The sequence below is a fragment of the Arthrobacter sp. 05T423 genome (assembly GCF_056396245.1).
Genome location: NZ_JBFTLC010000015.1, coordinates 60,064 through 85,257 on the forward strand (window position 1 = coordinate 60,064; position 25,194 = coordinate 85,257).

Consider the following 25,194-nt stretch of genomic DNA (forward strand, 5'->3'; position numbering starts at 1 on the left):
CGGACGCTCTCCCCTTCTAAGCAGACCGGGACTTTCGCCCCTTTTCCGGGACCGGGGCAGACCGCCATCCTTGAAACTAACGACGGCAAGCGGCGCCATTGACGCAGGATCAGGCCCATAACCCGCCCGCAGCGCGGGGACGCGGGCAACCTGTGTCCTCCCGGCAGCAGGCAAGGCGACCCCGCGAGAATCAAGGGAGGAACAGAGATGAAAGCAATGGTCTACGGCGGTCCGGGCAACAAATCATGGATGGACGTGCCGGACCCCAAGATACAGAACCCCGGGGACGCCATCGTCAAAGTGGACACTACGACCATTTGCGGTACTGATCTGCACATTCTCAAGGGCGACGTCCCGGCGGTGCAGAAAGGCAGGATCCTGGGCCACGAGGGAGTAGGGACCATCACCGAGGTCGGCCCCTCCGTAACCTCGCTCAAGCCCGGGGACCGGGTCCTCATCTCCTGCATCAAGTCCTGCGGCCACTGTGCCAACTGCAAGAGCGGCCTCTATTCGCACTGTCTGGGGACGGAAGGGGCGTCGGGTATCGGCTGGGTGTTTGGGCACCTGATCGACGGCACCCAGGCAGAGTACGTCCGTGTGCCCTACGCCGAGAACTCCCTGTATCTGTTGCCCGGCGGAGTCAGCGACGACCAGGCTGTCATGCTCTCGGACATCCTGCCCACCGGATTCGAGATCGGTGTGCAGTACGGGCGGGTCAAGCCCGGAGACACGGTCGCTGTCATCGGAGCAGGCCCGGTCGGGCTCGCCGCCTCTGCAACAGCCGGCCTCTACGGGGCGGCCCGGATTATCGCTGTGGACATGGACCCCAATCGCCTTGCAAAGTCAACAGAGTTCGGCGCCACCGACACCGTCCGTGCCGATTCCCCGGACTGGAAAGAGCAGATAATGGAGCTCACCGACGGGCAGGGCGTGGATGTGGCCATCGAGGCCGTAGGGATACCGGAGACGTTCACGATGTGCACTCACATCGTCCGTCCCGGAGGAAACGTCGCTAATGTCGGTGTCCACGGAAAGCCCGTGGATCTTCACGTGGAGGATCTTTGGATCCGCAACATCAACATCAGCATGGGCCTGGTCAACACCAACACCACGCCCATGCTGCTCAAGCTCGTGGCGCAGCAGAAATTGCCGGCCGACAGGTTCGCCACCCACCACTTCACTTTCGAACAGTTCATCGACGCCTACGACACCTTCGCCCGTGCCGCCGAGACAAAAGCCCTGAAAGTGGTCATCACGGCGTGACGGGAGAACCCCAGTGACGGCAAACATCGTTGACGCCAATGTGGACGGGAACTTGTTCGTGGGCAGGGACAACTATCTGCTGCCGGGCGAGCGGGCGCGAGGTGGGAGGCGGAACTTGCCGACGACGCCCACGCTTCGAGCGGTCAAGCGGACCCGCTGCCGCTCATTGGCGCGTGGTGGCGGGTCGTCCTGTAGGTGTTCGAGATGCTGAGGCCGGGCCGGACATCCAGTCAGCACGGGAACGGCCGCTAGAAAGGGTTGAGGATGACGCCCACGGACCTCGTTGATGAGCCTGCCGAGGGAGCAGATTCTGTAGTCGGGCTCTCGGACGAACAGGTCCGCGAACGCGTTCTTGCCGGGCAGACTAATTCGGTTCCCGATGATCCGAGCAGAAGTGTGTGGCAGATTCTGCGGGCGAATGTTCTGACTCTTTTCAACGCCATCGTTGGCGCAGGCTTCATGTTGCTGTTGATTCTGGGGCAGTGGCGGGATGCGCTGTTCGGTTTCGCCGCGCTGGGCAACGCAGTCATCGGCGTGGTGCAGGAGTACCGCGCCAAGTCGCTGCTGGATCGGCTCGCCGTGCTTGAATCCCCCACCGCGCGGGTACTGCGCGCCGGAAGCCTTCGCGATATCGCTGCCGCCGGCGTCGTCAGGGACGACATCCTCGTGCTGCGCGCCGGTGATCAGGTAACAGCTGATGCCACCCTCTTTGATTGCGACGGGCTGGAAATCGACGAGTCGCTTCTGACCGGCGAAGCGGACCCCGTGGCCAAGCTTCCCGGCGCGGAGGCCCTCTCGGGCTCGATTATCGTCGCAGGCCAGGGAAAGGCCCGGGTGATCCGGGTCGGCGCCGAGTCGTTTGCCAGCAGCCTCACGGCCGAAGCCAAGCGCTTCTCACTCGTCAATTCAGAAATCCGCCACGGGGTCAATAGAGTCCTCGGCTGGATATCCTGGGCGCTCGTGCCCGCCATGGCCATCGTCATCAATGGCCAGATGCAGGCCCAGGGAGGCTGGCGGCGGGCACTGGCAACGGGCGCCTGGACCACGGGCATTGTCGGCGCCGTCGGAAGTACCATCGCCATGATCCCCCTAGGACTGGTCCTGTTGACCAGCGTGGCCTTCACCGTCGGTGGGGTCCGGCTCGCGCGCCAGAAAGTACTCATCCAGGAACTCGCCGCTGTCGAGGGGCTTGCACGGGTCGACGTCCTCTGCCTGGACAAAACGGGGACCCTCACCGAAGGAAGCATCACCTTCGATTCCATTCACGGGGTGGGGACCGAACGGCCGCCGGGCTGGGAGGAGGCGCTCGGGTGGTTCGGTGCCGATCCCAATGCCAACGCCACGGCCCGCAGCCTTGCCCCACAGTTTTCAGCGGACGGCACGCCACGTCCGGCCGCCATGGCCCCGTTTTCCTCGCTGAGGAAATGGAGCGCCGCGGCATTCAGCCCGGGTCATCCCGCGACCGGGACATGGTTCATCGGCGCCCCGGAGATCGTCCTGACCGGAAACAGCCCGGTGACCGCAGGGGCTTTGGGCGCGGCACAGACCCTCGCATCGGGAGGACGGCGCACGCTGGTCCTGGCCCACACACCGGACGTGCTGCCGGTCGACGACGAGACAAAGGTGCCCCTGCCTCCCGCGCCGGCCCCCGTGGTGCTCCTGACGTTCCGGGAAAAGATCCGACACGATGCCGCCCAGACTCTGGCCTACTTCCGCCGCCAGGGTGTCACCCTGAAGATCATTTCCGGCGACGCTCCGGCCACCGTCGCAGCCGTTGCCCGGGAGATCGGACTGGGCACGGTTGAAGGATACGATGCCCGGAACCTGCCCGATGATCCGCGGCTTCTTGAGCAAATACTGGAAGGGCACTCGGTCTTTGGTCGGGTTTCACCGAGCCAAAAGAAGGAGATGGTCCTGGCCCTGAAAAGACTGGGGCATACCGTGGCGATGACCGGAGACGGCGTGAATGACGTCCTGGCCCTGAAAGAAGCAGATCTTGGCATCGCCATGGATTCGGCTGCAGCTGCCACCCGGGCGGTTGCCCGCGTGGTGCTTCTGGATGGCCGGTTCGACCGGCTTCCCTCGGTGGTAGCGGAAGGACGCCGGGTCATCGCGAACATGGAACGGGTGTCGGTCCTGTTCCTGAGCAAGACGGTCTATGCCCTCGCACTGTCCCTGTGCTTCGGTGCGCTGTTATGGAGCTTCCCTTTCCTTCCCCGTCAGCTCTCCGCCACCGACGGGCTCACCATCGGCATCCCTGCGTTCTTCCTCGCCCTGATGCCCAATGCCCGCCGGAGCAGGCCCGGCTTCCTTAGACGCTCACTGTCCTTTGCCATCCCCGCCGGGATCATCATCGCCACCGCGGTCCTGGCCGTGAACGCGTATGCCAGGATCAGCGGCGGGGCAACAGTCGAGGCCGTGCGGACAGCATCAGTCCTGACGCTGTCGCTGGTTGCCCTTGTTGTCCTTGCCGAAGTCTCCCGGCCGCTCAACCCCCTGAAGGTGGGCGTTGTCGGCGGGATGTATGCCGGGCTGGCTTTGGTCCTCACCGTTCCGCTCCTGAGGGAGTTCTTCATGTTGGAATGGCCGTCGCCCGCACTCACGGTAGCCGCAGTGGCCGCGGCCGCCGTGGGAGCAACAGCCGTCGCCTTCGCAGCCCGGTTGCACACCAAGGGGCTGCAGCAGCCCGGGGAGCCCGGATGAGCGCCCCGGTTTAGTCCCGGCCGCACGGTGAGAGCCTTTCCGAAGCGGGCCGGTTTCGGTCGCTGCCTTTGACCCGGGATTGTATTTCTGCGCTTCGGCGTCTCCTTTACACTGTCCATGAGACGTCCCCTCCTTAACGGGAGAACGCCGGTCTCCAGGCGAAGATAATGCGGTTCCCACCGGGTGGCAGGCGGAATGCCGCTTTCTGCCTACAGCATGGCCGTCCGCGAGGAGGAGGACAGGAGCACGTGAACTCGGAATCTTCATGGAGCACTCCAATGAGGGGGCGGATAGAGGACCTGTTGCGCGAGTTCGTCGCCCGCGCAGATGAACTGCTCCGCACCCAGGAGCATATGAACGGCCTGCTCGCCGCGGTCGTATCCCTTACCGAAGACCTGAGCCTGGAAGCCGTTCTGCACCGTGTCGTTAATTCCGCGCGGGAACTCGTAGGTGCCAGATACGGGGCACTGGGCGTGATCGGAGAGGATCAGAAGCTGAGCCACTTCATCACCGTGGGCATCGATGAGGATGGCATCAGCCGCATCGGTGACCTTCCCACCGGACACGGTGTCCTGGGGCATCTGATCCGGGAGCCAAGACCCCTCCGGCTGCACGACCTGAGAGAACACCCGATCGCCTCTGGATTCCCCCCGCACCACCCGCAGATGAAGACCTTTCTCGGGGTGCCCGTCCGAGTACGCGACACGGTCTTCGGGAACCTCTACCTGACGGAAAAGAACGGCGGACAGGACTTCACCCCGGAGGATGAGGACCTCGCGGTCGCCTTGGCTGCCGCCGCCGGCATCGCAATCCAAAACGCCCGCCTGTTCGATGACAGCCGACGCCGGCAGAAATGGCTGGAGGCCGGAATGGAGCTGAGCGACCTCTTGATTAGCGCCCGGCGGCCCGGAGAGGCTGAGACCCTGGACCTGGTCGCCGACACCGCCCTGAGGGTGTCGAACTCGGTTCTGGCGGCAATCGCCGTCCCGTCCGCCGACGGAAAGCTATGGTGCCGGTCGTCGGTGGGCGGGCACGGCCCGCACCCCGGAGACGAACTGCCGGTCTCAGACATCGCCCTGACAGTGATGGAGACAGGGGAACCCCGCACGGCCCGAAGCCCCGATCAGGTGTTCGGGGCCGGGGCCGGGGCGCCCGACCGGCTGGGGCCGGTGCTCGTATCCGCTTTAGGTCACCGGGGAACAAAGAACGGCATCCTGATCGTCGCCCGGCAGGCCGGCTCGGCCGACTACACTCAATCCGACGTTGAATCGAGCTCCCTGTTCGGCAGCAGGATCGGACTGGCGCTGGACCTGGCGAGCATTAATGCCCTCCGGGAGCAGAACCTCTTGTTCAGCGACCGGGAACGTATCGCCCGTGACCTGCACGACCTTGTTATTCAGCGGCTGTTCGCCGCCGGTCTAAGCATCCAAAGTCTGCGCCGCTACACGCCGGACCCTGTCGCTCACGGCCGCATCGCTGCGGTAACAACCGAACTGGACGACACGATCCGGGAATTGCGGGACACCATATACTCCCTGCGGACCGACGGCGCCGCCGAGCCGCTCACCGGCCGCATACTCCGCGCCGTGCAGGAAAACTCCCGCAGCGCCGGCATCAGCCCCAAGGTCGTCTTCGCAGGCCCGGTCGACGAAACGGTGCCGGAAGAGGTCGCCGCTCAGCTGCTCCCTGTCCTCTCCGAGGCGCTTAGCAACGCACTGCGGCACTCCGAAGCCGATGAGATCCAGATATCCGTCTCAGCAGAGCCCGAAGAGGTCAAGATGCTCATAAGCGATAACGGCAAGGGCTTCAGCGAGCCTGCCCGGACGAGCGGACTGGCCAACATCCAACGCCGTGCTGATCTCCTTGGCGGCAGCTGCACCATCGACACTGCCCCGGGAAACGGCACCAGAGTGACATGGGCTGCGCATACCGGGCACGGCAAACCGACCAGTACCGGCGAATGAGCATGTCCCCGTCCTGTCGGGCCAGGCATGCCTCTAGGTCAGGCCCGGCGTGCCCTTCGCAACGTACACCGCCGCCTGGGTCCGACGATCAAAACCCAGCTTCGCCAGAATCGAAGAGACGTAGTTCTTCACCGTCTTCTCCGCCAGGAACATGTCCTCACCTATTTGGCGGTTCGTGAGGCCCTGACCGATCAGCGTCAACACCTTTTGCTCCTGGGCCGTGAGGGCTTCCAATCGAGGGTCAGTCGGGGCGTGGAACAAGCCGTCAATGACGCGCTGCTCGACTCCCGGCGGGAAAAGCGACTCACCGGCAGCAGCCCGGCGAATCCCATCAAGGAGTTCCGCGCTCCGGATCTGTTTCAGAACGTAGCCTGATGCCCCCGCCAGAACCGCTCCCCGGACGGCCTGCTCGTCGTCATAACTTGTCAGGATCAGGCAGCGCAGGCTCGGGTCAACAGAGCGGACCTCCCTGCACACCTCGATGCCGGTTCCGTCACGAAGCCGCCCGTCAAGAATTGAGAGATCCGGGTGCAGGGCAGGGATGCGGCGGGCCGACTCCACGGCCGAACCGCTTTCCCCAACCACCTGGAATCCCTCGCCCTCCAGCAGTTCCCTGAGGCCCTGCCTGACGAGTTCATGGTCATCAAGGACGAACACGCGGATAGGCTGATGCGGCCCTTCCGTCTCATTTGCCCCCGCAGGTTCCCTTTGCACCGAATTCTCCCGTTGCTTCCCACCACAGTCCTGGACCTGACACCTGGCACTGGTTGCCAGTGCGTACTGCCCATTCTTCCCCCGGGACTTCCCCCCTGCTAGGGACCAAAGTCCGTGTGCGCAGGCCGCTGAGACGCAAGCATCACCCGGTAACTGCATTGCCACCGGAGGCCGGGCACGGGGGACGTTTTGCCCTAGTGTCTGGGGCCCCGATACTCAACAGTTAGTGCATGGCAACCAGATCGGAGCGGGGGCTGTTCCGATTCGGCAACCCCCAGTTGCCGGCAGTGCGGGCGCCGCACCGCCTCCCGGGTGTTTGGGCTGCCCTCCGGTGGAGAACGCCCTCGGCCCTGTTCGGGCCCAGGCGCAGCCAGGGGCGATGAGGATCCCGCTTGGCCCAGCCGCGTCCTTCACAGTCGGAAAGGACCGACGCCGCGGGTACGTCCGATGCGCGAGGCTTTCGCCTCTACATCCTCCCTGCCGACGATCACAGGGAATCCAGAAATCGGCGTCCCCGGAGACCGGAAATGACACCCACACAACATTTCGACCGGGTCAGCCCTGAAGACATGATGTCTCTGGACGCCGGTGGCGGCTCAGGGCCCATGCAGGTCGGGGCCATCCTCATGCTCGGCACGGAAGGCGCAAAAGACCCGGTTCCCCTGCTGAACACACTGGCGCTTCGGCCGTGCTGTTCCCCGGCTACGACAACGGCTTGTCAATGTGCCCTTCGGATGCGGCCGACCCATCTGGGCCAACGATTCCGGCTTTGATCCGGCACATCATCTGGGCCTGGTTGCCTGTCCGGCCGCCGGCGGTGAAGACGCCATGCTGAACATTGCCGCCGAAATGCTCGTCGCACCGCTGCCCCGCGACCGGCCTCTCTGGAAGCAAAGCTCATCACGGGCGTAAGCGAGGACCAGACAGCGCTTGTTTTCGTTTTTCACCACGTCCTCACCGACGGAATCGGGGGCCTGGCGGTCCTGGACGCCCTGGCAGACACAGAAGAAAGTTGGGACAGCAGGGATGACCGCGACGAGCGGGAGGCTCACTACTCCGCGCTGCCTCTGGCTCTTGATGCCGCAAGGAGCCGCTTCAACGGACCGGCCAGATTGCCCGCAGCGCTGCGGACCGCAGCCGTCGGAGCCTCCGAGCTGCGGGTGTCAGGCACGGCCCGGGCTGCCCGCAGTTCACTCAACCGCCCGACAGGTCCGCAGCGGCAACTTGCTGTCGTCCGCTGCGAGCTGGACGGAGTCAAGAAAGCGGGCCGCCAGCAGGGCGCGACAGTAAACGACCTTGTCCTCACGGCCGTATCGGCTGCCCTGCACCACCTGCTGCTGGGGCGGGGTGAATCTGTCACGGATTTCGTGATCTCCGTGCTCTTCTCGGCCGCGCCGCCACACAACAGTCACCGATCTCGGAAGCCGGAGCGGAGTAATTCCTGTACTGGTTCCAGCTGTCGGTCCGCCCACAAGACGGCTCGCGGCAGTGGCGGCAATCACAAGGACTGCCAAGCAGCATCCTCCTGGGGCATCCGCTGCAATCCTAGGTCCCATGTCTCGCTGTCTGGTGCACCTTGGCGCCTACCGCTTCTTCATAGACCACCAGCATCTCGTCCATACGTTCGTCACGAACCTGCGAGGGCCGGAACAAGCCCTGGCGGTCGCGGGCAGACCGGTCAACCGGATCATTCCGCTCGGAGTCATCAGCGGGAACGTAACCGTTGCCTTTGCAGTCCTTTCCTACGCCGACACACTGACCATCACAGCAATCGCCGACCCCGAGACATGCCCTGACCTGGCAAGACTGCGCGAGGAACTTCTCAGTGCGATACAAGCGCTGACCACATTCATAAGCTTCGACCCGGCAACAACGGTTCGTGGGTGGCGAGAACTGACCATCGGTCCGCCAAAGCTTCACAAAACCAACCCCAGCACGGACCGGACGCTGTCCCCCTCTCGGAGGAATGCTACGTCCCTCTTACGCTGGGCAGATGAGCGAAAGAAAAGTCACGTGGCATGCGCGGCACAAGGAGGGCCTGAGCACCGGTGAACGTGCGGCAGACAGCCTGCGGAACCGTATGGGCAGCTGGACGTTCGTAGGACTGTTCATCGGCGACATAGGCGTGTGGGTGCTGCTGAACCCATATCTTGCAGCAGCGCAGGCCTGGGACCCCTACCCCTATACTCTGCTAAACCTGCTCCTGTCCATGCTGGCCGGGCTTCAGGGCGCTATTCTGCTCATCGCCACTCAGCCAAGGCGGGTTGGCAAGGATTCGGCGATGCTGTCCCTTTGAGTATGTCAACGCCATTCAGGACCACCAGGACGGCCTGATCCAAGACCATGGCATTGCTGGCGCCTGCTGAATTTTCGACGTCAAGGACCTTCGCGACACCGCCCAGGTCGGCGGCTTCGTCTTCAACGAGCTGTCCGCGTTCGGGCAGGCCGGCGACGGCAGGTCAAGAAGACTTTTGTCGAGAAGCTGCCTCGAATGTCGGGGGGCTCATTCGTGCCTGGATCCGGCCTCCTCGCCGGGACAGCTGTGAAGCGCCGGAGGCAGGGCCGGATGTTCTGCGGCTAACTGAATGGGCTGATTAGGGTCCATCCTGGGTCGTGGGTGTGGGTCACTTCGATGTGGGGCCGGTTTGCCGCGAAGCGGTCGATGGTGTCCCGGCCGTTCTGGTCTTCGGAGTCCGTGTAGCAGTGCAGGATGCGCCGGCCGTTTGAAGTCTGGGTGGCGGCAAGCAGGCCCCGGGGCCCGAGGACTGCTGCCAGGTCCTCTTCCAGCCTGTGCAGGTCGATTGCTTCGTCGTAATCCGGCAGCCCGTCCGGGCGGGTCTGCGGGTAGCTGACCTGGAGGGCCGTGTGCAGATCCAGCAGGGGATGGTCGATCCACCGGAGGGGGCGCAGCGCCTTGATGATCGTGCGGGGCCCGGATGGTGTTCCGGCGTCCTGCAGTGTCCAGCGGATGTGCGCGTGCCGGGAGGTCATCGCGTCGATGATCTCGGGAAGGGATGTTGCCGGCAGGTTGTCCGTGGGTTCAGTCTCAGTGGCCGTGACGCTACCGATCCATCGCTGGATGTTGTCTTCTCCGAGCAGCCATTCCAGCAGCAGGCAAGAGATCTGGTGCCTGTGGCCGGGGGTCAATCTGGTGAAGGACGGGTGGTGGACGCTGACGTGCGCCCGGGCCCGTTCCTCGTCCAGGGTCACCGCGACACGACTCAGGCCCAGGTTGATCGGGGTCCCATCAACGTCGAAGGTGACCGCAAGCATGCCGGGTCGTTGATGTCTGGCTCCAGCGAATTCCCAGCTGGACGTGGGCGGCGGTGAAGCCCGCCGCCACCGCTCGGCCAGGACCCGCAGCCTGGGGTCCCCCCGGCCTGAGACACAGAACTGGTGCCGGGCATTCACACCCGGCGCGGTCTCCCAGCTGAGCCCCACGCCAATCGCCTTGACCATGGCATCGATGGTGTCCGGAAGGTCCCCGTAGTCACCAGTTGTGACTGCATCATGGAGGAGCCCTCCACCTTCTGCTGACCACCACCGCCAAAACGCGGCAATGGCGTGCGTCTGAACCGCATCGTTCCGGTGTTGCAGCATGCCCACCATGCCCTCCTGCCGTCGCGGCCAGTAGTCAGGATCGACTCACTGGAGGGGACTCGTCGCCTCCATCGGCCAGATGTCCAGAGCCTGCCAGTCCCTGCCTAGGAAAAGGCTGGATTTCCTGATCGTCCAGGCCCCCTCCTCGCATAGGAGCGCCCCTCCACACATTCTTTTCCCACCTCGGCTCGTTCGCCAGGAGCGGGGGTCCCGTGAGCAGCAGGCCGAAGCGGCCCGGCCTTTTCAGGCTCCCAAAGGAGCAGCCGGGGCGTAATCTGAAATCAGGCCGGCGACGCAACGAGCCGATGGCATCCCCCATCAGCCAGCAGGCTCACCCCTAGCCCGCCGCCGGTCCTGTCGATTCCTCGGCGTTCAGAACTTGAAGATGATCCAGCGCGCCCTGCCCCAGTGTGATCAGCCGGAGGCTTTATTCCGGCAAGGGTGAGCAGCGACTCCAGACGGGCCGGGACCTTCCGAACTCCCGGCCAGCGGTCCCTGCCGCCGTGGCTGCCCACGATCGGACAGGCCCGGGGGCATTGCGCGTGCGGTGTCGTCATCGAGTCCGCCGTAATTCACGCTTGCCGCCGCGAATTCATGATCGGGGGCTAGCATGAGGGCAAACCCGCCGCCCATGCAGAAGCCGATCACCCCGATGCGGCCGGTGCACCCGTTCCGTCCGGCTAGCCAGTCGCGGGTGACGTCCAGATCGCCGAGGGGCCGCCAGCCGCGGATCAGAGACCATAGGCAAGTCGGCCTGCTGCCCCAGTAGAACAGGTCAGGCGCCACGGCGAAGAAACCCTCGCTGGCCAGCCAGTCGGCTTGCCCGCGGGTATCGCGGCTCAGGCCGAGCGCGTCGTGGATGACGACAACACCGGGCCAAGGACCAACACCGGTCGGCGCTGCTGCGTAAGCAGGCATGTCACCTCGTTCAGGGCGAATACTCACATCCGTCATAACGCCTCCACGGCATATCGGACTCATCTCCAGTTGCTCATCGGTGTACCAGCGTCGCGCCATAGGCGGAAGAGCCATTGGCCACTAGTAGCTAGGAGCACCCCTGCTGCGCTTGGCTGCCCGCGTTCACTACATCCGCAGCCCGGGACGACTGACGGACTCCGGATCCGGCTACCAAGGCTGCCGCCTATGGGCGATGGCGGGCAGCTAGTTAGTAGATAGGCGACGCCTGTTCCGTCAGCGGTGGGTAGACACCGGCTCCGCACGGTAGGGCTTTCATGTGCACTCGGGCCTCGCCCGCTCTCGGCGAGGCAGGACCAGCTTGCCCGTGCTGCTTGGTCCGAGGCGGCAGGAGAGGCTCCTCACAGTAGTATCTGTGTACATGACTGGTGCATCGAAGGACGGCAAGCTTGATTTCGACGAGTGCTGGGAGCTCTTGGCCTCTTCCGTTGTAGGAAGACTGGCGCTCATCGTGGACGGCCGTCCCGAGATCTTCCCCGTGAATTTCGTCCTGGAACGCCGGAGCATCGTATTCCGAACAGCCCCAGGGACGAAGCTGTGGGAATCCACGAAGGAAGAACCAGCGGCTTTCGAGATCGACGGCTACGAGCCGGCCAGCCAGGAGGCATGGAGTGTCGTGGCAAGGGGCGCCATGGTCTTGATCGAGAACCCGGATGAGCAATCCGCCGCGGACGCCCTCGGCCTGGAGCCGTGGGAACCAGGAACGAAGTCCCACTACGTGCGCCTGTCACCGAAAGCCCTGACCGGCCGACGGTTTAAGGTTAACGCCCCAGATATGTGGAACACCAGGCTCAACGATCCGCGTCGCACGTCCTTCGAATAATCTCTCCTCCTTGAGTTCTTTGCCCAGCAGCCGGCCCCTCTACCTTTGCAGAGGCAAGCCAGCGGGAAAGGCGACTTTGTCCGGATGATTCCGGGCTGGGCTGAGCGGGGCTCCGATCCTTCCGGAGTGGGTATGCGTAAGCCCCTCTATTGATGGTGAATGTGCCTCGGAACTGGTGCCGCCCGTCGTGTCTACGCTGTGATGCCGCCGTGATGTAGGGCACCTCAGCTGACGCGAGTACGCTCGTGTGGCTGAAAATCCGGTACCCGTGCGGCTTCTGCGTGTTCACCAGGCTGCGGGTCTGGGCCGTGCTCGCTGCCCGCCGCATGTGGTCCAGGGCGCAAAGACGTTGGAGAAATGGAGATACATGTGACATAGCCACTCATTGCCCCAATCGACTTCGCCAAGTCCGGTTTCGTAGGGCTATTTCGACTATTCCAAGCGCCCCTAGCCCCATTTCCTTACCGTACGGGTGTCAAGGTGGGGTCTGAGAACTTCACGAGCCACTGTCAATGAAACTGGATTTCGCTCTATTCTGACGCTAGGGCCACGAAGGCGGTCCCTTTACGGCTACCGCAACTTTCCCTGTGCTTGACGAAAGCCGCCTCTATGGCTCCGCCGGCCAGCACGGCACTGCCACGTTGCTAGCTGCCCGGAGTCCGAAGCACGGCTGTGTTTGTTCAACGGTCCGTCGTGTAACTCCCACCATTGCCAGGACCGCAAACCTGTTTCACGGTGTCCACCGGTAAGACGGAGCTTGCGTTGGCATAGTTGACCGGCGCTCGTACCGTCTTCTTGCAAAGTTCACCCCCGAGATAAATGGCGGGGTAGGGCGCGTCCAATTCCTCCAGTGGCAGCAGCTGAAAGCCGTCCCCGGTGGCAGGGATGAGCTGCCGCACCTCTTTGTCCCCGTCGATGACCGTCAACTCCACCTTCGCCCTGCAGAACTCACCCGCTTGGGGTATGAGCTCCATAGGCAAGTACTCCTCCTCGGCACGTTCAAGGGTGATGGTCGTTGCAGGAAAGAGCGGTTCGACCGAGTGGGTGGTCGGATTGTAAATATTGGGTGCCCTCGAAACACTGCCGGCGAACAAGAAGATGACACGTGAATCCGAGACTGCTCCTCGACCAGGTGCCGTAATGGCAAGGCTCCCCCGGCTTGGCCCAGCACAATCGCTGAGCAACCGCACGTCACTTACCCTGACGCGATGAGTCCGATTTCCTTTCAGGGTCACAGACAAGCTTCGCCTACCTATAGGAATGCCGCCATGTTGTTCCAGCCATGCCCCCTGTTCAGCTGGCTTTAGCTCGTTGAGTTGTCCCAGGTCGTCCGAAGACAACGGTTTCTCGGGTGGAAGGGACATAGGCTGTGACGGCGCTGCCTGCAGCGAATAGGTAACGGATACGGGATCTCCAGTGTCCGTGAGATTGCCAAAGGTGTCAGTTGCTATGGGTTTGATCCAAGCTGTGACAAGCGGTGCCATGACCGCTAAAACAATCGTCCCTATCCAAACGACAGGCTTCCGCAGCACTGTCAGGACTTTGACTTTGATCGGGGTATTGTCGGTTTTTTTGCTATGAGAAGTCTTCTTTGGCTTCCGGTCTTTTAAGTTTCCCATTTCTCGGGCTCCGGTTCAGTCGCGAACTCCTTGAGACCTTGCGCCCATGCTAGGAATCCCGCCTTCCACCGTCAATAGCCCGCCTTGACTCGTAAAACACGAAGGTACCTACCTTGCCGGTAATGAAGCAACTCACATCATCTCCGTCACTTGCGGAGTGGGTGCTCCTTGGATACCCCGCACCGACGAAATGGCCTCAAATTCTCAAACACTCAAGCGCTGTTGCCCGTAGGTTGACGAAATATTAATTATCGGGGTTCAACCCATGGGAGTAGAAGTAGCTGCGAGAACTCCCGGCCTCGGACGTATAGGACGTTTTCACACGTAACGCAGCCAATTGGAGGACGTTCCGCTGGCCTGCCTCCTGCCAAGGCCAGGTCGAGGACGGGGCCCATACCGTCCCCGCCGCTGCCAAGGCCTTCAGAGCGAAAGGCTTACGGGCGGGTCCTGAACTCCAACCCCGTCAGCGCGGCTAGCGGGCATGCGCGGGGACGACCGCCACGATAGTTCGGGCGGTTCAGGGGTTTGTCTCGAGCCGGTGCCCGGTACCCTGGACGCCCAGGCGGTATCCAAGCCAGAAGGCCAGGGCCAGCAGACCTGCGGCAATGAGCAGGTATCCAGCCCGCGCTCCGACGTCCAGCAGGACTATCTGATCCGATACGAACGTCTGTTCAGAGTCGACAACGTATGAGAAATCAACTGTCTGCTCTCGAGGCGCCAGAACGAAGGCCGCCCGGGCGACCACCGCGGACGCTGCCAGGACCGGCCCCAGCAGTCGCCGCCAGCGGCGTGACAGGCTCGATGGATTGTTGGCCTGGTTTCCCCCATGGTCATGACATCACCTTACTGCCGCTCTCCTTGGCGGCGGGACAGGCTGCAGGTCCTGGCTGCACGATGGGTGCAGCTCCGGCCGGCGTGACGCACACCCACTGCCGGTCGGTGGTCGGGCAATCCGAAACGGAGGCAAACCGTCTCTACCTGCATCGGCGTAAAGTTGTAATCGGCCGGCGGCGGACAGCCGACTGGCGTCCCCCCACGCCAGCGGCCCCCAGCTCCGTCGTCGGTCCGCTACGCGGTGGCAGCGATGTTAACCCAGGCTAGGGACGTGGGTGGACTACCCTACGGCGGGCCCGCCTCAGGTTGACGAAATCTCGATTATGGGCGTTCGCTGGTTAAGTTTCGCCGCTCTGCGTTAGTTGGCTCATCGTTACCGCAGCCGACATATATCAGCGGCTCAAGGCCGGTCCGCTCACCGACGCAGTTGTGCGACAGCGGGGGTATTCGGGAGGATGCCGCGCAAGGTCGGCTACTCCAAGGAACGTCGCATTGGCGTCCTCAAACAGCTTTTGGAAGGGGCGGCGCCGGCCGGCCACAAAAGAAAGTCTTGACGTCTGAACTGGGATGCCCGACACTGGTTTTGGGATCCCAAGTTGGTATCCCAAGGAGGTATCCCAAAAAGGGTGCCTCTCATGGCTCGCGGTCCTGGGTTCAGGGCCGTTATGCCATTGAATATCGTCCCGAACACGTTGTTGACGCCCCTTCCCTGGCTGTTGAGGACCTCGACAGTCCAAAGACCTATTCGAGGTAAACATCATGGATACTTCAGCAGAACTTGACGACCGGCCGCTGCGTGAGAGTGTCCGCGATGCAATCCGGAACCGGATCTTCGAGGGCCATTACGCCCCCGGGATGAGGCTTGTGGAACGCGATCTCGCCGACGAATTCAACGTCTCCCGGTTGCCGGTCAGGGAAGCCCTGCGGATGCTCCGGCAGGAAGGAATTGTCAGCGAACGCGCGAACTCGCGCGGAATTATCGTCAGTAGTCTGACTCCGGAGCAGGTAGCCGATCTGTTCGACGTGCGGCTTGCTCTGGAGGTGCTGGCGAGCGAACTTGCAGCCGCACGGGCTACCCGCGAAGAACTTGCGCACCTGAATTCACTCCTGGACAGTGCACAAAACTGCCTGGCGGCCGGGTCACTGTTCGAAGCCCATGCAGCCAACAATCAATTCCACGATGCCATCACGACCATCGCCAGAAACGAGTTTTTGCGAAGCGCGTTGGAACCGCTGCAGGGACGAATGCACTGGCTGTTCCGGCATGCGACCGATTTGCCGGAACTGATTCGCGAGCACCGGAGGCTTTTCGAGGCCATCGCCAGCGGTGACCCCGCCCGCGCAGGCGCCGCATCCAGGGAACACATTCAGAAGTACCGCAAGGACTACTACCTGCACCACTGAGCCCCCCGGCTTTCGGGACGGTCCGCTGCCATGAGTCGACCGGCCCTCTACTCAGCGCACCCAAAAACAGACTGAACCCACAAAAGGAACTTCCATGCAAGACGTACCAGAACTCGTCATCTCAAATGCCACGGTCGTCAACGCCGACGGCCGGACCAACGCGCATGTGGTGGTCACGGGCGGAAAGATCGTGGAGCTTGTTGACGCCATCCAGCCGGTGCCGCAGGCGCTGGCCTCTGTAGATGCCCGGGGGCGCCTGCTACTGCCCGGCGGGGTGGACGGCCACTGTCACGTCGCCCAGGTGACTGGCAGATTCCGCACCCTGGATGATTACGCGATCACTTCCACAGCTGCGCTCTGGGGCGGCACCACAACGATCCTCGACTTCGGCATCCCGCGGGACGACTCGGAAACCCCGCTGGAAGCAGCCCGCAACAAGATAACCCTTGCCAGTGAATCGCGCTGCGATGTTGGACTGCACGCCTCCGTCATCGCGTGGGACGAAACCGTCCCCGCCCAGCTGGAGGAGCTTGCCGGGCTGGGAGTCCGCTCGGTCAAGATGTACACCACGAACCGCGGGTCCACGATGGCGGACAACGACACCATCCTGCGGGTCATGAAGCAGATGGTCCGGCTCGACGGGCTCACCTACATCCATGCGGAGCACGACGCCATCATCGCCGACTGCACCGCCGAGCATGCTGACCGGGGCGAGATCGGTATCCGCCACCTGCCCCGGACCCGGCCCGAGCTCGCAGAGGAGATCTCCGTGAAGGAGACCCTGGCGATGGCTGAATACACGGGCGCGCCGGTGTACTTCGTCCATCAGTCCACGCCGGGAGCCGTAGATCTGGTGGCCGGTGCCCGGATGGACGGGCTCGTCGCCTACTCCGAGACCTGCCCGCATTACCTGACCCTGGATGAGAACGTCTACGGCGAAAACTTCCCGGAATGGTACGCCTGCTGCCCGCCCATGCGCAGCCCGGAAACCGTGGCGGCACTCAAGGAACGGGTACGGGCCGGCGCCATCCACACCGTCGCCTCGGACCACTCCTGCTACGACCTGTCGCAAAAACTCGAACGCCGCGACGACATCCGACAGATGCCCCACGGCCTCCCCGGCGTCGAAACGAGGATGCCGGTAACCTTTACCGCCATGGTGTCGCCGGAAGGCGATGGGGTCGAGCGCTTCGTGGAGGTCTTCTCCGCCGGGCCGGCCCGGATCAACGCCCTTCCCGCCAAGGGCGTCGTGGCGCCGGGTTTCGACGCCGACATTGTCCTCGTCGATCCCGCCGAAGTGAGGCCCGTGTCAGGCGCCGCCCTGCATATGGGCACAGACTTCTCCCCCTTCGAGGGGCAGGCCCTGCGCGGCTGGCCGCAACTCGTAGTTTCAGCCGGACGGATCGTCCTGGACGAAAACGGATTCCACGATCCCGGCCCCGTCGGCCGGTTCCTCAAACGCCGCGGGTTCCGGGAAACCACCCCAGCCCCGGCACAGCTCGAGACGGCGGAACTACAAACAGCGGAACTCCAGGCCACCGGCCTACCCCGCTAACCGCACCACCTAAACCCACCGCAAGTGTTTGACAAAGGAGTCATCATGGAAAGCAGCCACGAGTCGCTGGCCGCGCTCGATCCGTCGGGCCGGCTGTACAACGAGGACCTTGCCCCGGCCACGGAGCGGAAATGGACCTCGTACAGTTTCTTTGCCGTCTGGATGTCGGCGATCCACAATATCGGCACCTACACCTTCGTAGCGGGCCTGTTCGTCATGGGCCTCACCGGCTGGCAGGTCCTGGCAGCAATCCTGATCGGAACCGCGATCCTCTTTTTCGGCATGAACTGGGCCGGGAAAATGGGGCAGCAAACGGGTGTCCCATTTCCGGTGATGGCACGCATCAGCTTCGGGATCTGGGGCGCCAATATCCCGGCACTCATCAGGGCCGTCATCGCCATCTGCTGGTACGGAATCCAGACCTACCTGGCCTCCATGGCCGTCGTCGTCCTGCTCCTGAGGATCGACCCTGACCTGCAGCAGTGGCAGAACCAAAGCTTCCTTGGCCTCTCGCTCCTCGGGTGGGCCTGCTTCATCCTCCTCTGGATCCTTCAGCTCGTGGTCATCACCCGGGGCATGGAAGCCGTACGACGCTTCCAGGACTGGGCCGGCCCAATTGTCTGGGCCGTCATGCTCGCCATGGCCATCTGGCTCTTTAGCCTCGCCGGCTGGAATATCCCCTTGGACCTGTCCATCAACCCGCTGGCCGGCGGGGACGCAACCCGGGGCGTACTGACAGGCGCCTTCCTCCTCGTAGCCACGTACGCCACCATGCTCCTGAACTACTGCGACTTCACCCGCTTCGCTAAGTCAGCGAAGTCGGTTGTCCGCGGTAACTTCTGGGGAATACCTGTGAACTTCGCTGCCTTCGCTGCCATCAGCATCACCATGACGATTGGAACCGTCGTCGCGTTCGGCGGAGTTATCACCGACCCCGCACTGATCCTCGCTAAGGTACCCGACACTTCCATCCTGGTCCTGGGCGCCGTGATGTTCATTGTGGCCACGATCGGCGTGAACGTGGTGCTGAACTTCGTCTCCCCCGCCTACGACCTGGCCAACGTCTGGCCCAAGCGCATCAACTTCAAGCGCGGCGGCATCATCAGCGCAGTGCTGGCCCTGCTTGTTATGCCGTGGAACCTGTACTCCAACCCCGTCGTTGTCAATTACTTCCTGGGCGGCCTGGGAGCCTTCCTCGGACCATTGTTTGGCATCATGGCCGCCGACTACTTCCTCATCAACCGCGGCACCGTGAACATCAAGGACCTCTACCGGTCGGACGAAAACGGGGAGTTCTTCTTCCGGAAGGGGATCAACCCCAAAGCCCTCGGGGTCTTCGTCCCGACGGCCGCCCTCGCCGCCACCATGGCACTCGTGCCGTCCCTCGGCGCAGTGGCAGCCTTTGCCTGGCCCGTGGGACTAGTCACCGCCGGAGTCAGCTACTTCTTCGTAATGGGCGGCCAGAAGAAAGTCTCCATGGTGACCGAGGAAGCCGAAGCGCTTCTCGAAACGGCGGAATGACAACCACAACGAGTCAGTCCTGGATGTGGCGTCGTTCGCCGTGAAGCACCACCACGCTGACCACCGGGAGTACCTTCGGATGCTATGCGTCCGGCCCTAGCCGCCGTCCCCAATTCATCGGCTTTGTACAGCATCTCAGTCCTGCCAAGCATGGCTTGATGTTCCGAATCCGGCCCTCGCCCGGCTGGATGCGAAGCGGTGGCGGTATAGGTGAGTGAGGCGAGTCGATGAAGGCTCGCCCCACTCACTCCCAACGCCATCGTCGTTGACACGGACGGGCAACCACCACAAAACGTCACCGCCACACCGCTCGCCGGCAACGCCACCAGGAGACTGGCTTGTGCTCGGCGGATCCCTCCCCGCGACGGCGCTGTTATGGGGATTAGCGGCTTTAGCCCGCCGTCAGTCTGAAGTACACCCCAACCTGACGTCAGCCGGGCCATCAGAAAGCGTCAGGATTGAGCGTGGATCATAGTTTCCTGACACCTCGTAGCCGAAGTCTCAGAGCTCAACCTGACACCCGAGATGTCAGAGATCGAGGGATGCTTCCGGGACCGGGCATGCGCCGCCGGTCAACAAATACTGGGACAGGCACATAGACGGAGAAAGCTGTCCGCTCCAGGGCAACGACGGTCAAGACCATAGAACAAACGACAAGGAGCGCCCAAGCAGAGTCCTCCCTCCACCACGGCCGGACGACATGGCGTTCATTGCCATACTGCGGATCCCTCACAACATGGGCCTAGGCATTGCCAGCTCCGCCCGGGGGCTGGGTACGTTCCCCGGTACAAACCGGTTTTGCTTGTTTGGAGCCTCAGTATATCCATGGGTGGGTGCTTGCAACCTCGCGGCACCACGAGGCGTAATCGGCACAGCCCTGACGACCCCACATGGCGCTTCCGACCAAACCAAATGCGCGTCGATGCCAAAATACCTATATGACCCCACGGCTCTTCGACCTCAATTCCACTTGGCACCTGCCAGCCACTCCCGAGCAGGTGTGGGCGATAATCGCGGACGTCGACATGAGCTGGCCCCAGTGGTGGCCGAAATGCAGCTTCGCTGCACCGCTGAACCGCACCAAGGCCACGAGCAACTCCCAGGAGGACATCCTCAAGGCGACCACTGCCTACCTCAACTTCAAGGCGTCCCTGGGTTATACCCTCACTATCAGCATCCACCCCACGGAAGTCGTCGCGCCTCGCGAAATCGACTTCGACGCCGGCGGCCACCTGCACGGTACCGGAAGGGTAACGCTCCTCCCCGAGAAGCAAGGGCAAGCAACCCGCATGGACATCGGGTGGAAGGTCCGCCCGACGCAGCGCTGGATGAACTTCCTGACGCCGATCGCGGCCCCAGCCTTTACGGCAGCACATGCCCTGATGATGCGCCAGGGAGAAAATGGCTTGATCAAAGCGCTGGCGAAGCAGATACCCGAAAGCGCAAAGTAGACCCGTCTACATTTGACTAGTCACGCGAGTACAACAGTCCTACCATGGAACAAGGTCAGCCGAGCTGGGGAGCCGCCGCACCCCATGTTCCAGCGCGGGCTTTCAGCCATGAAGAACGGGGGGACATTGAGCATCCACATGAGCCTCGCTGACAGCCTCCACCGCCAGGAAACTGCCAACCCCGATGACTGGGAAGCCACGTTCCGCAACATGGCTCTCTTCGATCTGGCCGCAGACATGGAGCTGGGCTTTTTCCTCTCGTACTACCGCAACTTCGCCATCCCGAGCATCGCTGCCACTCTTCACGCCAACGGTGAAATCCAGCAGCGGCCCATGAAGCGCTCCTACGACACCGCGATAGTCATCTACGAGCTCATCGCCACCGGTTTGGACAGCGACCGCGGCCGCGAAATGATCAGCCTGCTCAACCACGTGCACCGAAACGTCCCGGGCAGCAAGGACGATTTCCTCTACGTCCTCCTCACCCTGCTGGTAGTGCCGATCCGATGGACCCAGCAGCATGCTTGGCGCCAGCCAACAACAGCAGAACTCGCCGCGGCCTCACGCTTCTTCACCGAGCTGGGGTCCCGCATGAACGTCGACTCCATGCCGGGAACTTATGCCGAGGCCGAGCAATTCTTCGACCGCTACGAAACAACGTACGTAGCACCGTCGGCTGAAGGCCAACAGCTCATGGCCGCCACCGTCCAAGTTTTCCAAGGGCGTCTGCCGCGACCTCTGCGCCCGCTCGCCGGGCAGATCATCAGCGGAATGCTCGACGACGGCCGTTTGGTCTCAGCGCTCGGCCTCCCTCGCGCCACTCGGCTCTCCCATGCCGCCCTGAAAGGCGGGCTTGCGATTCGCAACGCCGTCCGCCGCCGTCGGCCGTTGGAACAGAAGCCTCATTTCACGCCCGGCAAGGCCGGTTCGTCTCTGTACCCAAACGGATACTCCCTGGGCCAGATCGGCCCGATAAATGTTCCGCCCTCCCCCGCTCGCACGGGCAATGAACTATCGTGAAGCCCGAAAAATAGCGCGCAGGGCGGAGCACAGCTTCGGCTTGCCGGGCGACACCACGCTTCATTTCATCCAGGACAAACTGGAGATGCAACGAAGCAGGCCCATCACCATCGATGAACTCCCCGGCCTGGCCGGATCGGAATTGTGTGGGGTCTGGCTCATCTGCGATGACCATGACATAGTCCTCCATGCGCCAGTGAAATCCATCTGGCACCGGCAACAAATCATCCTGCACGAGTTCAGCCACATGATCCTCCTTCACGATCTCGAGATATCGGATGAAGAGCTGGTCCTCACGTTCCTGCCAGACCTCGGCGTAAACGTACTCCGCGCGCTCGGTCGCAGCAGCTACACCGACGACGCGGAACTCACTGCGGAGGCCCTCGCCGACCAGCTGGCAACGCGCATCATCAACAATGAAGTCGGCAGCACGCCCGAGCCACTGGCCTTCCGCCGAGTGTTCGGCTGATGGAAATCGTTCCAGCGGTCGCCCTCTGGGTGCTGACTGTCCTCAGGCTGCCAGCAGCCTTCGACCCCGACCGCGGCAGCGTGTTCCGAGCGACCATCCTGGCCGCGATCGCTTGCACGCTGTACGTTCCCGCCGTCTATTACGGCGTCGATCCCCTGCTCGGCGGTCACAACCGCGTCGGACTGGCCACTCTCTTGTCTCTGCTGCTGGGATTCTGGCAGTTCCGAACTGCGATCTTGCTGGCCGCGGTCGCGGACACAGAAGTACGACGGCGGCAACTCGCCTTGGGACGGTGGGCGGCGGGCGCCGCTTGCTCGGCAGTAACGGGAGGCTTTCTCGCCAGCCGTGTCGACATTACCGATCCGAACCTGCCGCTGACCTACGGCGACCAGCCCGGAATGGCAGTGTTCCTCTGGACGGGCTCGGCGTTCATCACGTGGATCTGCCTCGATATAGCCCGCGTGTGCCGCAACAACATTCCGCACATGCGCGCACCCGCGTTCCGCTCGGCATTCATCCTCATCGCTGCCGGCTGCATGCTGTTTGCTCTGGTCCTGCTCGACCGACTGCTCTATGGCGCCGTGGTTACCGTCGAGGGGACAGCGAGTCCGACTGCAGCCGTCCTCACCAGCTTGTATTGGATCGGCGAAACATCCGCTGTTCTCCTTGTCAGCCTCGGGCTACTTCTCCCCCGTTTGGCGGGTCATCTCGAACATGGCCCCTTCGGACTGCGTGTCAGGCTGTTGCTCTTGGAGATCGGGCCCATATGGAACCGCGTAGCCTCCGGCCAGCATGACCTCATCCTCGAGCACCGACGCGTTGGCCGACTCAACTTCTTCTGCCGGCATGCAGAAACACAGCTTCACCGGCGTCTCGTCGAAATACGTGACTGTGAGTTGGCCAGCCCCGCAGCTTCCGGGCGCCTCGGCGCCCACGATCGGTCCGTCGTCGAACGCGCCGAACATGCACTGGAGAAGCGTTCCGGAGCGCAACTGACGCAATAAAGCGCGCGGAGCCTAAGACGTCGATAGGTCATGCCGCGGTGCCCAAAACCATCGATGAATGGGCAAAAGCATCTTTGCTGTTTGTCATTCTGATACCCATCATCGCTGGGCGGGATCTCCGCGCAACCTAGGCGCTGCGCCAAAAATGCGTTCCAGCCTCTCACACCCAGCGGTGGCTCCTCTATCAGAACGACGCCGAAATCTGACGGGCGCATCCGCTGTCCGCCGGCCGATGAAGGAGAAGGATCATGGAAGAGCTCACCATCCGCACCCCTGCCGACGTTCTCAGCTTTGTCGGCCACACACTGGGGTTTTGGCCCCAGGAAAGCCTTGTCTGCATCACCATGTCCGACAACCGGATAGGGGCTACGCTCCGCGTTGACCTGCCTAAACGGGGCACCGAGATTAGCTATGCCCAGACCGTCGCCGGCTATCTGGCCCACGACACCAATGCCTCAAGCGTGCTCTTTGCCGTGTACACCTCTCAGGCAGAGCCGGCAAGCGAGGTCAGGCCCCACGCTGCAACCATTGCTGCGTTGACAGGAGCCCTCGCCGAGCGTGGAATGTCCATCCGTGATGGGCTCTTGGTCGGAGACGAGACAGTTTGTCAGTACGACGGCGGTGCCAACGGCCCGTCCCTCCCGCTCGCCGCAACGCAGTCCAGCCAAATCAATGCTGAATTCGTCTACCGCGGCAGCACGATCGAACCGACCAACCGCATTACCTTGCCGGCTTCGACCAAGGAAACCGAAACCGCGGACGCTGTCGAGGACCGTGTGAAGGCACTCGGGAATCTGAAGGTCGGGCATGCGCTAGAGCAGGCCAGGGAGCGCTGGACTGACATGCTGGAGTCGACGAGCTACCCGGACCGGGAAGAAATCGTCAACTTAATCGCAGACCTTCAATTCCCCGTCATCCGGGACAGGCTGATGGCTGACATTCCTGGTATCGACGAGCGCATGGACCGGATCCTCCTCGCCCAAACCCACGACAAGCCCGAATGGTCACGAGTTGAATGGGCGCAGCAGCTACTTCTCCATGCTTACACCCACAGCAGCACTAAGCACTCTGCGCCTATCCTCACCGCAGTAGCGTTCATCAACTGGTGGGAAGGGCGGGGCAGCAAGGCGCACCAGTTTCTGCAGCTCGCCCTCGAGGCCGACCCCGCTTATCACTTGGCCAGGGTCAGCGACATCATGATCGGCTCTGGGATGGTTGCCGGCTGGAACATGAACAAGGGGACGGCGTACCGGGATCCGGGGCTGGAGGCCTGACGTGGCTTTTCGGCTGCAATGACGACTGACCGTAAAGCTGGAGGCGTCTCGGCCATCGTGCGCAGCAGCTTACGTCCCGTGACGCCGAAGCGGCGACCGGTGACTTGGATCGTTGCTGGGCACCGGCCACTGTTGATCCCTCCCCGGGGTTCGGACAGCAGGCTCTTTGTCTCCCACGGTCGCGGGGCCGGCACCGCGGGGTGGCTGACCTCCTCCCGTGTGGCCGTGCGCGATCAGAACCGAGTCGAGCAGCGACAACAGCTGCTGTCCATGATCCGGATCTCGCAACGAACCATGGAGAGCGGCCAGAGGGACGACTTTCTGTCGAAGCGCAGGCTTCCGCGAAGCCTGCGGGAACGGTACGAGCTCTACTTCGACTTCCTCGACCGGTACGTTGCCCGGAACGGGTGACTACGTCAACCTTTCCTGTCCCCGGCTGGGCACGGCATATTAGGCCCGCAGCGTTGCGTCAGAACTCTGTAGGCACCCCGGGACCCCGGACGCGGTGCGCGCGGCTCACTTTTGGGGAGGTAGCTTCCGGGATTTTAGAAGGCGTGGTCGTCAAGCTGGTGTCATGGTTCATGGAAACCCCAAAGGCAGGCCATCGGGCGCGGTGCAGCGTGCCGGGACTGGTTCCGTTGTGGCCGCGCACGTCGCAGGAGCATTGACGCGGACCCTGATCGAGGAAGCACTGACGAGTCTCGACAGGGAACAATGCGAGATCCTGGTGGCGCTGCACTACTGCAGGGTCCCGGTGAACGCACTGGCCCTATAGCTGAACATTCCAGCCGGGACGGTGAATACTCGTGCGATCTCCGCCCTGAGGGCGCTGTAAAGCTTCCTCAAACAGAGGGCGCACGCCTAGCGGCATCGGCAGCGGTCCAGCTGTGCGCTTAGGCCCCGGCGGCCGGCAGATGCCGGCCGGCCTGGGAAGCCATTCGAGCCATGACGCAATAAATGGGCGCTTTTGGGGGTGTTCTGAATAACGGACGGAGACCCGG

The 25,194-nt window shown here is 62.9% G+C and carries 20 protein-coding genes and 1 pseudogene; 17 read left to right on the forward strand and 4 right to left on the reverse strand.

Annotated elements, in window-relative coordinates; genetic code table 11:
• Positions 1-207: 207 nt before the first annotated feature.
• The 3 genes from AC1DFE_RS12805 to AC1DFE_RS12815 all read left to right on the forward strand — a co-directional run bounded on the left by AC1DFE_RS12805 (position 208) and on the right by AC1DFE_RS12815 (position 5,930).
• Positions 208-1,263 carry a zinc-dependent alcohol dehydrogenase family protein gene (locus AC1DFE_RS12805; protein WP_476906250.1) on the forward strand — a complete coding sequence of 352 codons (1,056 nt, stop codon included), beginning with the start codon at positions 208-210 and terminating at the stop codon, positions 1,261-1,263.
• Between the two features lie 264 nt (positions 1,264-1,527).
• A complete protein-coding gene (locus tag AC1DFE_RS12810; RefSeq protein ID WP_476906251.1) occupies positions 1,528-3,966 on the forward strand; it encodes an HAD-IC family P-type ATPase in 2,439 nt (812 codons plus the stop codon).
• Between the two features lie 278 nt (positions 3,967-4,244).
• Positions 4,245-5,930: a GAF domain-containing sensor histidine kinase gene (locus AC1DFE_RS12815; protein WP_476906252.1), complete on the forward strand. Its 1,686-nt coding sequence runs from the start codon at positions 4,245-4,247 to the stop codon at positions 5,928-5,930.
• Between the two features lie 33 nt (positions 5,931-5,963).
• Here AC1DFE_RS12815 and AC1DFE_RS12820 read toward each other — a convergent pair whose 3' ends face one another.
• Entirely contained in the window at positions 5,964-6,587 is a 624-nt protein-coding gene (locus AC1DFE_RS12820) for a response regulator (RefSeq protein ID WP_476906253.1), read from the reverse strand.
• A 756-nt stretch (positions 6,588-7,343) separates the two neighbouring features.
• Between AC1DFE_RS12820 and AC1DFE_RS12825 the strand changes: the two are divergent.
• From AC1DFE_RS12825 to AC1DFE_RS12835, 3 genes and pseudogenes are all read left to right on the forward strand, one after another.
• Positions 7,344-7,933: pseudogene (locus tag AC1DFE_RS12825) on the forward strand (wax ester/triacylglycerol synthase domain-containing protein); the annotation flags it as partial.
• A 157-nt stretch (positions 7,934-8,090) separates the two neighbouring features.
• On the forward strand, positions 8,091-8,696 hold the full coding sequence (locus AC1DFE_RS12830) for a WS/DGAT domain-containing protein (RefSeq protein WP_476906288.1): 606 nt from the start codon (positions 8,091-8,093) through the stop codon (positions 8,694-8,696).
• Complete coding sequence (locus AC1DFE_RS12835) at positions 8,638-8,940, forward strand: DUF1003 domain-containing protein (protein ID WP_476906254.1); 303 nt, start codon at positions 8,638-8,640, stop codon at positions 8,938-8,940. Before AC1DFE_RS12830 ends, AC1DFE_RS12835 begins: the two co-directional genes overlap by 59 nt.
• A gap of 281 nt (positions 8,941-9,221) precedes the next feature.
• Here AC1DFE_RS12835 and AC1DFE_RS12840 read toward each other — a convergent pair whose 3' ends face one another.
• Complete coding sequence (locus AC1DFE_RS12840) at positions 9,222-10,244, reverse strand: DUF695 domain-containing protein (protein ID WP_476906289.1); 1,023 nt, start codon at positions 10,242-10,244, stop codon at positions 9,222-9,224.
• 414 nt (positions 10,245-10,658) lie between these two features.
• A complete protein-coding gene (locus tag AC1DFE_RS12845; RefSeq protein WP_476906255.1) occupies positions 10,659-11,162 on the reverse strand; it encodes a dienelactone hydrolase family protein in 504 nt (167 codons plus the stop codon).
• Between the two features lie 418 nt (positions 11,163-11,580).
• Between AC1DFE_RS12845 and AC1DFE_RS12850 the strand changes: the two genes are divergently transcribed.
• On the forward strand, positions 11,581-12,042 hold the full coding sequence (locus AC1DFE_RS12850; RefSeq protein ID WP_476906256.1) for a pyridoxamine 5'-phosphate oxidase family protein: 462 nt from the start codon (positions 11,581-11,583) through the stop codon (positions 12,040-12,042).
• A gap of 680 nt (positions 12,043-12,722) precedes the next feature.
• Here AC1DFE_RS12850 and AC1DFE_RS12855 read toward each other — a convergent pair.
• Entirely contained in the window at positions 12,723-13,661 is a 939-nt protein-coding gene (locus AC1DFE_RS12855) for a hypothetical protein (RefSeq protein ID WP_476906257.1), read from the reverse strand.
• Positions 13,662-15,254: 1,593 nt separating this feature from the next.
• On the opposite strand from AC1DFE_RS12855, the gene AC1DFE_RS12860 reads away from it, so the two are divergent.
• The 10 genes from AC1DFE_RS12860 (at position 15,255) to AC1DFE_RS12905 (ending at position 24,968) form a co-directional block, all read left to right on the forward strand.
• A complete protein-coding gene (locus tag AC1DFE_RS12860; protein ID WP_476906258.1) occupies positions 15,255-15,899 on the forward strand; it encodes a GntR family transcriptional regulator in 645 nt (214 codons plus the stop codon).
• 94 nt (positions 15,900-15,993) lie between these two features.
• Positions 15,994-17,454 carry an amidohydrolase family protein gene (locus AC1DFE_RS12865; protein ID WP_476906259.1) on the forward strand — a complete coding sequence of 487 codons (1,461 nt, stop codon included), beginning with the start codon at positions 15,994-15,996 and terminating at the stop codon, positions 17,452-17,454.
• A 45-nt stretch (positions 17,455-17,499) separates the two neighbouring features.
• Complete coding sequence (locus AC1DFE_RS12870) at positions 17,500-18,975, forward strand: NCS1 family nucleobase:cation symporter-1 (RefSeq protein ID WP_476906260.1); 1,476 nt, start codon at positions 17,500-17,502, stop codon at positions 18,973-18,975.
• A gap of 938 nt (positions 18,976-19,913) precedes the next feature.
• Positions 19,914-20,426 carry an SRPBCC family protein gene (locus AC1DFE_RS12875; protein WP_476906261.1) on the forward strand — a complete coding sequence of 171 codons (513 nt, stop codon included), beginning with the start codon at positions 19,914-19,916 and terminating at the stop codon, positions 20,424-20,426.
• 138 nt (positions 20,427-20,564) lie between these two features.
• Entirely contained in the window at positions 20,565-21,446 is an 882-nt protein-coding gene (locus AC1DFE_RS12880; RefSeq protein ID WP_476906262.1) for an oxygenase MpaB family protein, read from the forward strand.
• A 40-nt stretch (positions 21,447-21,486) separates the two neighbouring features.
• Complete coding sequence (locus AC1DFE_RS12885; protein ID WP_476906263.1) at positions 21,487-21,915, forward strand: hypothetical protein; 429 nt, start codon at positions 21,487-21,489, stop codon at positions 21,913-21,915.
• On the forward strand, positions 21,915-22,919 hold the full coding sequence (locus AC1DFE_RS12890) for a hypothetical protein (RefSeq protein ID WP_476906264.1): 1,005 nt from the start codon (positions 21,915-21,917) through the stop codon (positions 22,917-22,919). Before AC1DFE_RS12885 ends, AC1DFE_RS12890 begins: the two co-directional genes overlap by 1 nt.
• 248 nt (positions 22,920-23,167) lie before the next feature.
• The gene (locus tag AC1DFE_RS12895) at positions 23,168-24,193 is read left to right on the forward strand and encodes a DUF4192 domain-containing protein (RefSeq protein ID WP_476906265.1); all 1,026 of its coding nucleotides are present in this window, start codon (positions 23,168-23,170) and stop codon (positions 24,191-24,193) included.
• Between the two features lie 99 nt (positions 24,194-24,292).
• Entirely contained in the window at positions 24,293-24,604 is a 312-nt protein-coding gene (locus AC1DFE_RS12900; RefSeq protein ID WP_476906266.1) for a hypothetical protein, read from the forward strand.
• Between the two features lie 163 nt (positions 24,605-24,767).
• Positions 24,768-24,968, forward strand: coding sequence for a hypothetical protein (locus AC1DFE_RS12905; protein ID WP_476906267.1), 201 nt, complete (start codon positions 24,768-24,770; stop codon positions 24,966-24,968).
• Positions 24,969-25,194: the final 226 nt, after the last annotated feature.